Genomic DNA, 13,108 nt, shown 5'->3' on the forward strand with positions numbered 1-13,108 from the left:
GTCTCTCAGTTCCAATGTGGCCGATCACCCTCTCAGGTCGGCTACGCATCGTCGCCTTGGTAGGCCGTTACCCTACCAACTAGCTAATGCGCCGCGGGTCCATCTCAAAGCGGATTACTCCTTTAAATCAGTCTCCATGTGAAAACTGATTATTATGCGGTATTAATCTCCCTTTCGGGAGGCTATCCCCCTCTTTGAGGTAGGTTACCCACGTGTTACTCACCCGTCCGCCGCTAATCCACTCCCGAAGGAGCTTCATCGCTCGACTTGCATGTGTTAAGCACGCCGCCAGCGTTCGTCCTGAGCCAGGATCAAACTCTTAATTTAAAAGTTTATATGGCTCTATAGAAAATCAATACTAACTTCGCATTTCTGCGTCAAACCTTTCGCTGTGGTGCTCATTTACTTAAGTAAACTCCGCTCCTCACTCTAGGTTTTCCTTGAACTACTCGTTATTATTGATTTTAATATATTACATTTCAGCTTGTTAGCAAAATATAATACATTATTCTTACGAAATTACTTTTTAAACTGCTCTCGCAGCTCAAAAGAATTGCTGGTTTATTCTAAATAAGTTGTACTTATATCTTCCTCTGTTTAATTTTCAAGGATCATTTTGCCGTCTTACTTCGACAGCTTTTATAGCTTATCACGTCTTTTTTATCTTGTCAACATTATTTAAAAATTAATTTTTATAAATTCATTTTTAAATAATTGAACCTTGCTGTCATGTTCCAACGGAACAAAAACTATTATATCATATAAAGTAATAAATACAGAACATCTACTCTTCACTTAAATAAGTTATCTAACTTTTTCATCCGTTTTTAATACATTTCTACAAATATCATGTTCAGATACACCTGGATAAGTTTTTAGTAACATAATATGAAAAATTTGTTCAGCCCCTAAGAAATTAGAGATGATCTCATATTTTCTCTACAATTATTCATATTTCTATAATGTAAATAAATCAACTTGTCCAATTCCTGACTTAGCCTTAATACTTCTCCCCTACACAAATCATTACTTAAAATAACTAATTCATTTAATTCTTTTCTAATTTTTTCCATTTGTTCCATAATTCTACCATCCTCATAAAAATTTTAACAACATTTTTTATTGTATTACTTTCTTTAATAAATTACAATACTTGTTAAAAATATATTTTTATATAAATTACAATAAAATATGGTACTTATATTGAAAAATTTTATTAATAATGGTATTATAATATAAAATTTCCATAAATATTCCAATAAAATGGAAAATAGGAGGACACTCATGAACTTAAATAAACTTATTAAACTCATTCCAAAAACAGATCTCCATTGTCATTTAGATGGCAGTATACGACCTGAAACCATTTTGGATATTGCAAAAAAAGAACATATTCCTACTATAAATGATGATTTAAGTAGCTTTCAGAAAGAAGTTAAAGTATTAGGAAAATGTAATTCCTTAAAAGAATATTTGAACAAGTTCTATTTACCTATAAAAATAATGCAGAAAAAAGAATACATATATAGAGTTACTCTAGAATTATTAGAAGATGCGTTAAAAGAAAATATAAAGTATATTGAAATAAGGTTTGCTCCTTTAAACCATTTAGATGGTGGATTAACTTTAGATGAAGTTATAGAAACTGTGCTTTCTGCTATGGATTACGGAAGAAGTAACCTAAACATCATGTCAAATTTAATTATATGTGCTTTAAGACATGAACCTGTAGAAAAAGCCGTAAAACTTATCCATTCAGCCAAAAAATATGCAGGTAAAGGAGTAGTTGCTCTGGATTTAGCAGGAAATGAAGCAGACTTCCCACCTGAAATACACAAAAAGCCTTTTGATTTAGCTAAGGACTATAATATTCACCGTACTGTACATGCTGGTGAAACGGGTATAGTAGAAAATATAATGAAATCTATAAAATTATTGCATGCTGAAAGAATAGGCCATGGAACTTATGCTTATAAAGATAAAAATACCCTCGTATATCTGGCAGAAAATAAAATTCCATTAGAAATGTGTATAACTAGTAATGTAAATACTTCTGCTGTAAATTCTTACGAAGAACATCCTATAAAAAAATACTTGGACTATGGACTTGCTGTAACAGTAAATACAGATAATACAACTGTATCAAATACTACTATAACTAAGGAACTCGAATGTCTCGTAAAATATCAAAATTTTGATATTGAAGATATTAAAAAAGTTACGGAAAACGGAATAAACTTTTCGTTTGCCAGCGCAGAGGATAAATTAAAATTACATGCTGAATATTCCTCATTTATCAAGAGATTCTTAGGTTTAAGTGGAGTTTGCTTATAAGGAATACCTTTTCTCCATCTGAACCTTAGAAGAACTTATCCAGGCGCGTAGCAGTGCTTATCCCCCACTTTGAAAAAAAGCGACTATCACAGAGTACGATGGGGGTGTTAGCAATGGTAGCGATCGGATAAATAACCTATAGAGTCTCTAATCAAAAAAATCAACTTATACATAAAATGTAATGACAAAATTGAAAGCACATTTGAAAACTTTTCAATAAATCTTAGCGAGGTATTTTAGAAAATATTAGGAACTTAGATATGTTTGAAGTATGAGTTTAGCTAAGCTTCTTAGATTTTCAAAATGCCGAGCTTTAGACTTATTAAAGTTTTTAACGTGATGAAATTTGTCATTACATGATTCGTATAAGTTAACTTTCAAGCTAGAAACCCCATATGGATCTCAATTTTAATTTTAGCCTAATTTCTTACATTTTTGCTTATTTTCATACATTTTTGCATCTGCCCTTTGTATAATTTCATCAATACTTAAACTATTACCATAATCCACTTGGAATATCCCATAACTAAATGAAACAGAATAAGGCTTCAGCTTCTTTTCATTTTCTGAATTTATGTCAAAATTAATTCTTTCTATAGCTTTTTCTACATTTTCCTTTTTGCTATTTGAAAAAATAATTAAAAATTCATCTCCTCCTAATCTACATAAAATATCATTACTTCTTATAACTTTTTTTATAAATCTACAAACCATTACCAGAAGTTCATCGCCTTCGAAGTGTCCAAAATTATCATTTACATATTTCAATCCATTTACATCTATATAACATATAGAAAAGAAACTCTTATTTCTCTTTATAGAATTCAATTCAGTATCTAAAAATGCTAATCCCATACCTCTATTATAGCATCCTGTAAGTGAATCTATAGCTGCAAAATATTTTAGTTTTTCTTCTGCTCTTATTCTATCTTCAATTTCCTTTTTCAAATCACCTTGAATTCTATGAAGGTATTCTTGTTGACCATCACTAATTTTTATTATCTTTTCCACATCTCTTATGAGTTTATCAAACTGTTCAGTAAGAATAGTAAAACTTTTCAATAAAGTTTTTTTATCACACTTTTCACCTTTAATTAATTCTCGAGCTTCTTTAATCAATGCTTTTTCAGCTTCGAAAAAATCAGAATCACCTGGCATTACTTTCCCCCCACATCTATAGTTATTTTAATTTAAATGCAAAAACAGTAATATCATCTCTCTGTTCCTTGTTTCCCATGTAATTCTGCAATACTGTTTCAAATTCAATTTTCATTGAATCCAAATCTTGAGCTTCACATTTTTGTATCATATTATACAAACGTTTCTTTCCAAAAGGATAGTTTTTTGATCCTCCATTCTGGTGGATAAAACCATCTGTACTAACAATAAGTATATCTCCTTCCTCAGCTGATATAACTTCACTGCATAGAGATTGATTTAATTCTATATAATCATATCCAACTCCTCTAGTTTGAGGTTTCACAATTTTCATTTCTTTATCACACTTAATATATAAATCCAAATTAGCGCCACAATACGTCACATTAGATTTTTTATCTATACAAAATAATGCTATATCCAGCCCATCATCTATACTTTGAGGATTAGAACTTTTATTTAAAGTTTCCTTAAGCCTTACATGAAGTTCTTTTAAAATTGTACTAGGATCATCACTATTTATAGTAGTTACTATATCATGTAATATTGCATTTACAGTCATAGTCATAAGTGCACCTGGAACACCATGTCCTGTACAATCCCCTACTGCTAATATAATCATGTCTTCAACTTCTCTTAGCCAGAAAAAGTCTCCTCCAACTATATCCCTAGGTTTCCAAATCACAAAACTATCCATAAAAACTTTTTTCATTTCCTTATCTAAAGGCAAGATAGACTCCTGCAGCCTTTTAGCATATTCAATGCTATCTTTTATTTTTTCGTTAGACTCCTGAAGCTCTCGGGTCCTCACACTGACCTTATTTTCAAGCTCCTCATTAATCATCATAGCCTGTTTATATGGATTAGCGATTTTTTTAGAAATAAAGTAATATAAAAGCATAAAAAATAACAAAACTAAGATTACAGTTATTACAGTATTAATTTTTAGCGAGTTAATAAGAGAAATGCTTTCTTTTCTCGGAATTTCATAAAATAGAGTCCAATCAGTTGAGTTTAACTTACAGTAAGCATAGTCCATAATTTCATCATTAGAATCATAATATTGTGCTACTTTAACATTTAGAGGTCGATTTTGAATCTGCTTAACAACATCTTTTGGTAAAAACTCTTCAACTTTTTTCCCTACATCTTCTCTTTTATCAGACAGTTTAATTACACCTTTTTCATCTACCATCCAAAGGTTGCTTTTTTTACCTACTTTAAATTCTTTAAATTCCTTTGTTATGTTGTTGAGGCTTAAGGCAACACCTGTTATACCAACAGGATTTTCTACACTTCCCATAATTGTATTTACAAAAAGAAAAGTATCATCCATTACACGATCATAATTTACATTAAAACTCATTTGCTTTTTAGATTTAAGAGTTTCAAAAAACCACCTATCTTCAGAATTATTTTCTGACAATACTGTAAAATTTTTATTATTTTTATTTAAATTTCGGCTGAAATAATAATAATTTTTTGTTTTTGCTCCTGCTATAAAAAAATAATTATAATCATAAGAAGTTGCAATATTTTCTAAATTACTTAAAACCAATTTCCCAACTTTTTGATCCTTTTCTTCTCCATTTACCCACTCTATATTTAAAGGATCTCTTGCAAAAATATAAGAAGTTTCAACAGCTCTGCTAATACGTCCATCTATCTTAGATGCCATTGATTTTACCATAAAAACAATATCTTGAGACTTAGCTTTAGCTATAAGAGAATTTTTTATATTTATATATCCTAAAAAGGCTGTAGCAATTACTGCAAAAGATATAATTATACCAGATATAAAAATTATTCTAAAAATATTTTTTATATAAGATCGGCTAAATTCTTTAGGTGACTCTTTTTTCTTCATTTCTTATTCCTCATCATTAATTGCAATAAAGTTAAAAGGAATATCTATATCCATTTTAAAGTCTTGTCCCATGTCATAATCAAAACCATTATCTTCATCATAATACCAGTTTGTAATAATTTCTTTTCCATTTTTATAATTAGTATTGAGCTTATCAAACAATATAATTAAGCACTTTATACTGCTAGTATTGATATATGAAAGCTGAAAATTTACAGTTAACTTTTGAAAATTAATAAAATATTCATCTATTAATTTATAAATGGGTTCATAAAAGCTATAGGCATTCTCTGGATAAGACTCTCCTTTGAAAATCAGTTCATTATATTCTGGACTAAACTCTACATAGGGAGTACTTTTTGTACTTTCAACCATAAAATTATTCATTTTTCACCTCATACCGTAACAGTTAATGTGTAATAAGAGTAACTGTCATCTATTCTCTCAAAGTTATATTCAACTTTTTTAGTGGCTTTTCTTGCAATTTGAATCAAACCAAGCCCGCACCTTCCCCTATTCATATCGACTTCTCTTCTTGATACTTCTCTAAAATAATTAGTAAGCTCTTCATCATTCATAGATATTATTTTATCTAGCTTTTCTTTCAAACTTGAAATATCTGTGTTTAATATAGTATTACCTGAGTTTACACAATATCCTGAATCAGTTTTTGAAATAGCTATTACACCAGATCCAACTATAGCCAAAAAATCTTCTGTATTTTCTTTTGATACTTCATATTGTTTAATATTTTGTGTTTGTTCAACAAAAGTAAAAAAAGCCGAGCTAATCTTCCTCTTTTTAGCTTGCTGAAGCTGCATTCTCTGTTTTAGAGCTATTCCAAGTTCTTCTATTAGTCCTTGAGAAAATGTTCCTGAAAATATAAATTCAATATTTGATTGTTTTAACTTTTTCTGAAGCATGTATATTGCATTTTCCAATACGCCCACTCCCCTTAATTAATAATTTAAATTGTTTACCCTATAGCCTTAAATCTACACTATTCTTTAATGACTTAATTTCTAAGTAATATTTTCTTTACGGAAAATCAAATCAGAAAAATTTTTTAATTTATTATATCATACTTTGTCATAAACCTATATAAGTATTTCTCATAATACTATGGTTCTTTAAGCACTTAAATGTAGACCAAATACTAAAACTTATATATAATCTTCCATTTTTTCAGTTTCAAGTTTAAGACCATTTACCACCATATCATCTTTTAATTCTATGAGTAGGCACTTTCTACCACTTTTATTTACTACCTGTTTTACACTTCCTAAGTCGTGAGGATTTATAGTTATACTTGTATCTTCATTTTCTATCTTTATAGATTTACTTTTAAAATCAGGAATTATATTTCTAACTTTAAATTCATAGTCTCCCCCACATACTTCCTCAAATGCGCTTTTTACAACTTGTGGATTTTCTATACCGCTTTCTCCAAGCACTTCCGTCACTTGTTTCATATCTAAAGTAGTTTCTTCCTCATCCTCTTCTTCACTTAGTTTTTCATTCATTTTTTCATATATTTCCTGCATGGTATCGGAATTTATTTTGCCTCCTGCTGCCGTACCTAATATAGCATTAAAACTTTCTTTTTCTTCTACCGCTGTAGGCTTTATAGTACAATTTAATACTTTTTGTACAAAAGCACTGTTTATTTGTTTTGCCTTTTGAGAATAATATATAACTTTATTTACATCTACATACTGGGAAGAAAAACTTGGAAACATAAATCCATCTAGCGGTGAATTTAAATTTATAACCATATCCAGTGCAGAATTTGGTTTAAATCTCATTTCAGCATAATCAAATTTTAGTACCTTTTTGGGAATCTCCACCTTATTTACACTACACAATATAAATTCTATAGCATGTACATATTCCTCTGGAGAATCCTCGTTTCCCTTTTTCTTATCTGCATTATAATATTCTGCTTTTATAAAATTTATAACTACATCTGTATCATAAGTGTAATTTTTAGAAACTTTATCTACTATTTTATCTCCAAATTCAGCTATACTTTGTCCAGAATTTAGCGCTTGATATAATATATTTTGAGTGTGCTCACCATCTTCATTGCCTCTGCTTTCTTTAAAGTCCAACTCAAATATTTTAGAATCCAGAGTTCCCGTAAGCACTTTTTTAAAGTTATTCAAATACAACTCTCTTTTTTCCACTTCCATCATCTCAAAATGTTCCAGTTCCCTAGTTATTATTTCTCCATTATCCTTTTTTAAATACACACTGTATACCTCTTTAATAGGAAGTACATAACTTCCTAGTTTAAACTCTTTCCTTATACTTGCCAAATCCTTTTTATTCATACTTATCTCTCCAATTCATTAAAAATTCACTTTGAATTATTACAAGTTATATTTTATCACAATTTTTAATGGTATAAATTTAAGATTTTTGATACAATGAGTATACAAAATATAATTTTAAGAGAGGTTTTTTATATGGATTTTTTAAAAATAAGTGATATAGCCTACCAGGAATTCAAAAAATTTTTAGATGAGAATAACGCAACTTCTGGTGCAATAAGAATATATTTGGCTGGCATGACCTGCCATGGACCATCTTTTAACATATCTGTAGATGAAAAAAAAGATCATGATTTGATTCAAAAAGTAAAAGACATAACTTTTATCGTAGATAGTGATCTGTTTGTACAATTTAGCGGTTTTATATTGCTGTGTGGAAGTGAAAATGGACTTGGAGGATTTACTTTAGAGCCTGTATTCAAGCCCCAGACTTCTAATTGCAGCAGCTGTGACAGCTGTCATGGATGCGAAGAATAATTAAAAAAGGAGGTACAGCCACTACAATAGGTAAAGCTGTCCTCCTTTTTTTAGTTGAAAAGTTCCGTATTTTTAACTGCTTCTTCTACCAAGCTTTCTATATCCAAAACACTTTCAGCCTTTCTTATTTCGGAAACTCTAGGCTTAGTTTTAGGATGCTTTGGCACAAATATAGTGCAGCAATCTTCATAAGGAAGTATTGAAGTTTCATAAGTACCAATTTTTCTTGCTTCATCCATTATGTCTACTTTATCCATGGCAATAAGAGGCCTGAAGACTGGTCTGTCTGCTACATCATTGCTTACAATTAACCCTTCCATGGTTTGACTTGCCACCTGACCAACACTTTCACCTGTAGTTACCGAATCAACATTGTATTTCTCCGCTAACTTGCAAGCTACTCTCATCATGAATCGTCTCATTATTATAGTTAGTTCGTCTTCCCTGCAATTTTTAATTATCTGCATTTGTATTTCTGTAAAAGGTGCTACATAAAGATTTATGCTTCCTGTATACCCCTTTAATATTCTAGCTAATTCCTTAACTTTTTCCTTAGCTCTTTCACTAGTATAAGGATGGCTGTGGAAGTATACACAATTTAATCTGACTCCCCTTCTAGCCATCATATATCCGGCTACCGGGGAATCTATTCCTCCTGAAAGCATAAGCATTGTGCTTCCATTTGTTCCATAAGGCATTCCACCTATGGCTTTTATCCTTTTCGAATATACATAAGCACTATCTCTTATCTCTATATTTACAAAAAAATCTGGTTTTCTTACATCTACTGTTAAATTTTCAGAATTTTTTAAAATATGAGCTCCAATTTCCCTACTTACCTCCATAGAATTAAGGGGGAATTTCTTATTTGCCCTCTTAGTCACTACTTTAAAAGTAGTTCCTGAATTTTGCTGTATACTTTTAAGGCATTGTTCCTTTATACTATCCATATCTGGTTCTACTTCATCTACTATACAAATTTCAGCTATTCCAAATACCTTTTTTAATTTTGCAATAGCTTCATCCATATCATCACAGCCTATAAACCATCTTCCCTCATCTACCACAAAATCGTATTTGGTTTCTCCAAGAACATTTTTTATATTATCCTTTAACTTCTTCTCAAATTTGCCCTTATTTAATCCCTTTAAAAATATTTCTGAAGCATATTTTAAAAGTAGCAATTTTCTCATTTACCCACACTCCTTAAAAATTTTAAAGATTTGTCCAATACATTTAAGGTATAATCAACTTCATCTTTTGAATTATCTTCATCAAAACTAAATCTTATAGTTCCTTTGGTTTCTTCCTTCTTCAATCCCAGAGCTTTAAGCACATGACTATCTTCATTATTTTTAGCAGAACATGCAGACCCTGTAGATACATATATACCTTTTTCCTCCAACAAGTGTAGTAATACTTCTCCTCTTACACCTATAAAAGATACACTTAATACATAAGGTGAATAGTCATTTCCATCACTATTTATTTTAATATTGGATATAACTTTAAGTTTTTCTATAAAATAATTTTTTACACATGTTACTTTACTAAAACTTTCTTTTCTATTTTTGTACACTTTCTCCGCCGCTTCTGCAAATCCAACAACAGCTGCTAAATTTTCAGTGCCCGATCTAAACCCTTTTTCCTGTCCCCCTCCATATATAAGTGGTTCAGGTCTAAGACCTTTTTTTACATAGGCAATACCTATTCCTCTTGGTCCATGTATTTTGTGTCCACTTGCAGATAACAAATCTATATTGCATTTTTTAACATCAATATCATACTTTCCATAGGCTTGAACTGCATCTACATGGAACTTTACTCCACTATTTTTTTCTTTTATAATCTTTCCTATAGTTTCTATGTCCTGTACCGTTCCAATTTCATTATTAGTGTGCATTATACTTACTATTCTAGTTTCTTTATTAATGCTTCTTTTAAGTTCTTCAAGATCTATTTTCCCACTATCATCTACATCTAAATAAATAACCTTTATTCCTTCTCTTTCAAGAGCTTTACAGGTATTTAAGACACTGGGGTGTTCTATCTTTGTAGTTATAATTTGCTGCCCAGGTTTTATAAAACCCCTTATTAAAAAGTTATTGCTTTCACTGCCACCGGAAGTAAATATTATTTCATCTCTACTACAATTTAAGGTATGTGCCACTATATCTCTACTTTCATTCATCTTTAACTCTGCTTTCAATCCTAGAGAATAAGAAGAAGAGGGATTTCCATAATAATTTTTCATAGTTTCTGCCATTAAATTTATTATTTCATCGTAAGGTTTAGTTGTTGCACTGTTGTCAAAATAAACTTCCACTATCTTTCACCTCGTATACATAAAAATAATTAAAATATCATAAAAAGCCAATATAACATATATTATCACACTTATATGCTATAGACAAAATCTATTTTTACAACTTTCCTCTTATAAACTTATCAAGTGATTCTTAGGTACAGCTGGAGTTTGCTTATAAGAATAACTTTATCCAGCTGTACCTTAGAAGAACTTATCCAGGCGCGTAGCAGTGCTTATCACCTATTTTGATAAAAATGGTGGTATTAGCAATGATAGCGATCGGATAAAAAAATTTATAAGAACACATACTATTATAGATAAAAACTAAGAATAGAAGGGACATTTTAATGAAAGTTAAATATTTTTTATTAACCATATTCTATATTTTATGTATAAGCTTAAATTCTACAGTTTTTGCATCTTCACCAAACACCTTAAAAGAAATTTCCTGCAATAAAACAATATATCTTACTTTCGATGATGGGCCAAGTACAGAAGTTACACCAAAAATACTTGATATTTTAAAAGAAGAAAACGTAAAGGCCACTTTTTTCCTAATAGGCTGTAAAATTCAAGGAAGAGAGGATATAGTAAAAAGAATATTCAATGAAGGTAACAGTATAGGTCTCCATACATATACTCATAAATCAAGTAAAATATATTCAAATTCTGATTCTTTTATCGATGAAATGAATAAAACCGGCATCGAAGTTGAAAAAGTAGTAGGATTTGCACCTAAAATAATAAGATTTCCCACGGGAAGTAATGGCCACTTAACCAATTCACTTCTTGAAAAACTTCATTCTTCAGGCTATAAGATATATGATTGGAATTTGTCTTTGTCCGATGGCATTGACTACAATACATCAGTTGACAAGTTATACAGGGAAGGTACTGGAAAGTGTGTCAATCCAAATAAAATATTTTTACTTGCTCATTGTGACGGTCAAAATAAAAACACCTGTGTGGTACTCTCTAAAATAATAAAACACTACAAAGAATTGGGATATGAATTCAAAGCAATTACAGAAAACACCCCTGAATATCACTTTAGAGTGAAGAGATAGTGAATTATACATTAAAATAAGCTGCCAGGAAGTCAACTATTAGTTAACTTTCCAGCAGCTTTTTTTCAACTTGTTACACAGCGAGTAAAATAATTTTTTATTATTGCTGTCCAAAGCTCCATCTATCAAAATATACAAAATTTCAGTATACAATTTTCTTTTATCCAGACTAGTTATAGGGTTCATAGTAGGATTTTTATGAAGATCAAAAGAGTTGTCCAAATTTTCCCTGTGGACTTTCTTTAAAATCCATATATAATATGCTAGTTCTTCTTTTGATATGGTAAAAAACAATCTATTACAGTTATTTGTTGAAGATATCTTTATCATATCACTCTGCAAGTAAGTCAATTCCATTTCTCCAAAATTGCGTACTTTAAACTTACTGCTTTTAAAACTAGAACTTTTAAATTCACTTAAAAATTCTATATACCTTAAAAAATCTTTTTCTCCAAGTTTAAAATCATTTAGTACAGTATTAAAGCCACACCTTTTTTGGAAAGAAATTTTATAATTGCTACATCCTCCTGCATTGCTCACATTAGAAATAAAAATGCTATCTACAAATTTGTCCATTGCACGTTTTGGTATTAGCTTTATTCCATATTCAAAGTCCCCGTTTTTATGCTCCTTCAAAACAACAAAGTTACTTATATCCATAATTTTATCCCCTTTTTCGTAATATACCTGATTTATTATACATGAAAAAGGTGATTTTTTATGTTTATACGCAATATTGTGAAATTTCACAATATAGTACTAAAAACCCTACTTATAAGCCCATTATCCATAATAAATATATTTATTTCTATATATTACCATTAATAAATTTTTTGATTATTGCAAAGATAATTAAACTCACAAAACTTACAATGAGATGAGTAAAGTTTGGTATTAACACTATAAAAATCATAGGAGTTTATATTTTTTATTATTTTACTCAAGTACCTTTCATTTTCAATATGAGCCTTTTTGCTATACCCTATAGTTATAATATTATTTTCATATTGAGGCTGCCAAAAGTTCATTGTTATATCTTCCAGTTTACATTCAAAGCCAAACATATTTTCAACATTTTCAGCTAATACATACATATATACTAAAGTTTGAACTCTTTTTTTCATCTCCTCTATAGATAATTTTCTATTTTCCGTCTTCCAATCCCATATTTGAATTTTTTTATCTGGTGTTACTAGTATCAAATCATACTTTGCCTGAAGTCTCATGACATCTTTTGTCATCTTCACTTCATACTCTACTAAATAATCATTTTTTCTGTCTATTTTAAATGTGTCCTTTAAAGAATTTACTTTTTTTATTAAATCATCATTATTTAGTTTTCCTAAAGGAATCCCTGCAAAATACCTTTCACATATTAAATGAAAATCCAGACCCTGCTTTATATTCTCATAATAATTTTCTTCTATGGAATCTTCCCTCTTCCAAGACAAGTTTTCCAAATACTTTAGTCTAAACTTAAGAGGACATTTTATAAATGCATTTATAGAATTTTGACTGTAATAAAAATATTCCAATTTCCTTATATCCAAAACTTTCACCACTT

General features: G+C 29.9%; 13 protein-coding genes and 1 rRNA gene. 3 read left to right on the plus strand and 11 right to left on the minus strand.

The annotated features are described in order from the left end of the window. Positions 1-327, minus strand: a 16S ribosomal RNA gene (locus CLCOS_RS05270); the annotation flags it as partial. 581 nt (positions 328-908) lie between these two features. Then, positions 909-1,082 carry an aspartyl-phosphate phosphatase Spo0E family protein gene (locus CLCOS_RS05275; protein ID WP_013239468.1) on the minus strand — a complete coding sequence of 58 codons (174 nt, stop codon included), beginning with the start codon at positions 1,080-1,082 and terminating at the stop codon, positions 909-911. A gap of 202 nt (positions 1,083-1,284) precedes the next feature. Here CLCOS_RS05275 and add point away from each other — a divergent pair, with 202 nt between their 5' ends. Next, positions 1,285-2,334, plus strand: a complete 1,050-nt coding sequence (gene add, locus CLCOS_RS05280; protein ID WP_063600634.1) for an adenosine deaminase — start codon at positions 1,285-1,287, stop codon at positions 2,332-2,334. Between the two features lie 414 nt (positions 2,335-2,748). Here the strand turns inward: add and CLCOS_RS05285 are convergent, their stop codons facing one another. The 5 genes from CLCOS_RS05285 to CLCOS_RS05305 all read right to left on the minus strand — a co-directional run bounded on the left by CLCOS_RS05285 (position 2,749) and on the right by CLCOS_RS05305 (position 7,692). Then, complete coding sequence (locus CLCOS_RS05285) at positions 2,749-3,492, minus strand: GGDEF domain-containing protein (RefSeq protein ID WP_063600635.1); 744 nt, start codon at positions 3,490-3,492, stop codon at positions 2,749-2,751. A gap of 22 nt (positions 3,493-3,514) precedes the next feature. Further along, the gene (locus tag CLCOS_RS05290) at positions 3,515-5,359 is read right to left on the minus strand and encodes a SpoIIE family protein phosphatase (protein ID WP_063600636.1); all 1,845 of its coding nucleotides are present in this window, start codon (positions 5,357-5,359) and stop codon (positions 3,515-3,517) included. Between the two features lie 3 nt (positions 5,360-5,362). Beyond that, a complete protein-coding gene (locus CLCOS_RS05295; protein WP_013239472.1) occupies positions 5,363-5,746 on the minus strand; it encodes a DUF1987 domain-containing protein in 384 nt (127 codons plus the stop codon). An 8-nt stretch (positions 5,747-5,754) separates the two neighbouring features. Beyond that, positions 5,755-6,300 carry a SiaB family protein kinase gene (locus CLCOS_RS05300; protein WP_013239473.1) on the minus strand — a complete coding sequence of 182 codons (546 nt, stop codon included), beginning with the start codon at positions 6,298-6,300 and terminating at the stop codon, positions 5,755-5,757. 222 nt (positions 6,301-6,522) lie between these two features. Continuing rightward, complete coding sequence (locus CLCOS_RS05305; protein ID WP_063600637.1) at positions 6,523-7,692, minus strand: DUF4317 domain-containing protein; 1,170 nt, start codon at positions 7,690-7,692, stop codon at positions 6,523-6,525. 135 nt (positions 7,693-7,827) lie between these two features. On the opposite strand from CLCOS_RS05305, the gene CLCOS_RS05310 reads away from it, so the two are divergent. Then, positions 7,828-8,169: a HesB-like protein gene (locus tag CLCOS_RS05310; RefSeq protein WP_013239475.1), complete on the plus strand. Its 342-nt coding sequence runs from the start codon at positions 7,828-7,830 to the stop codon at positions 8,167-8,169. Positions 8,170-8,219: 50 nt separating this feature from the next. Here the strand turns inward: CLCOS_RS05310 and thiI are convergent, their stop codons facing one another. Further along, on the minus strand, positions 8,220-9,362 hold the full coding sequence (thiI, locus tag CLCOS_RS05315; RefSeq protein WP_063600638.1) for a tRNA uracil 4-sulfurtransferase ThiI: 1,143 nt from the start codon (positions 9,360-9,362) through the stop codon (positions 8,220-8,222). Next, positions 9,359-10,495 carry a cysteine desulfurase family protein gene (locus CLCOS_RS05320; protein ID WP_063600639.1) on the minus strand — a complete coding sequence of 379 codons (1,137 nt, stop codon included), beginning with the start codon at positions 10,493-10,495 and terminating at the stop codon, positions 9,359-9,361. The genes thiI and CLCOS_RS05320 overlap by 4 nt, the downstream gene beginning before the upstream one ends. Before the next feature lie 329 nt (positions 10,496-10,824). Between CLCOS_RS05320 and CLCOS_RS05325 the strand changes: the two genes are divergently transcribed. Continuing rightward, entirely contained in the window at positions 10,825-11,544 is a 720-nt protein-coding gene (locus tag CLCOS_RS05325; protein ID WP_063600640.1) for a polysaccharide deacetylase family protein, read from the plus strand. 39 nt (positions 11,545-11,583) lie between these two features. Here the strand turns inward: CLCOS_RS05325 and CLCOS_RS05330 are convergent, their stop codons facing one another. Further along, the gene (locus CLCOS_RS05330; RefSeq protein ID WP_063600641.1) at positions 11,584-12,204 is read right to left on the minus strand and encodes an IDEAL domain-containing protein; all 621 of its coding nucleotides are present in this window, start codon (positions 12,202-12,204) and stop codon (positions 11,584-11,586) included. A 161-nt stretch (positions 12,205-12,365) separates the two neighbouring features. After that, positions 12,366-13,103 carry a PD-(D/E)XK nuclease family protein gene (locus tag CLCOS_RS05335; RefSeq protein WP_242866895.1) on the minus strand — a complete coding sequence of 246 codons (738 nt, stop codon included), beginning with the start codon at positions 13,101-13,103 and terminating at the stop codon, positions 12,366-12,368. Between the last annotated feature and the right edge of the window lie 5 nt (positions 13,104-13,108).

This window comes from Clostridium coskatii, from assembly GCF_001675205.1.
Classification (GTDB): domain Bacteria; phylum Bacillota; class Clostridia; order Clostridiales; family Clostridiaceae; genus Clostridium_B; species Clostridium_B ljungdahlii.

What these genes read in the sequence shown, in the direction of transcription:
- CLCOS_RS05275 (WP_013239468.1), bottom strand. Translation starts at nt 1,082, where the DNA reads ATGGAACAAATGGAAAAAATTAGAAAAGAATTAAATGAATTAGTTATT.
- add (WP_063600634.1), top strand. Translation starts at nt 1,285, where the DNA reads ATGAACTTAAATAAACTTATTAAACTCATTCCAAAAACAGATCTCCAT.
- CLCOS_RS05285 (WP_063600635.1), bottom strand. Translation starts at nt 3,492, where the DNA reads ATGCCAGGTGATTCTGATTTTTTCGAAGCTGAAAAAGCATTGATTAAA.
- CLCOS_RS05290 (WP_063600636.1), bottom strand. Translation starts at nt 5,359, where the DNA reads ATGAAGAAAAAAGAGTCACCTAAAGAATTTAGCCGATCTTATATAAAA.
- CLCOS_RS05295 (WP_013239472.1), bottom strand. Translation starts at nt 5,746, where the DNA reads ATGAATAATTTTATGGTTGAAAGTACAAAAAGTACTCCCTATGTAGAG.
- CLCOS_RS05305 (WP_063600637.1), bottom strand. Translation starts at nt 7,692, where the DNA reads ATGAATAAAAAGGATTTGGCAAGTATAAGGAAAGAGTTTAAACTAGGA.
- CLCOS_RS05310 (WP_013239475.1), top strand. Translation starts at nt 7,828, where the DNA reads ATGGATTTTTTAAAAATAAGTGATATAGCCTACCAGGAATTCAAAAAA.
- thiI (WP_063600638.1), bottom strand. Translation starts at nt 9,362, where the DNA reads ATGAGAAAATTGCTACTTTTAAAATATGCTTCAGAAATATTTTTAAAG.
- CLCOS_RS05325 (WP_063600640.1), top strand. Translation starts at nt 10,825, where the DNA reads ATGAAAGTTAAATATTTTTTATTAACCATATTCTATATTTTATGTATA.
- CLCOS_RS05330 (WP_063600641.1), bottom strand. Translation starts at nt 12,204, where the DNA reads ATGGATATAAGTAACTTTGTTGTTTTGAAGGAGCATAAAAACGGGGAC.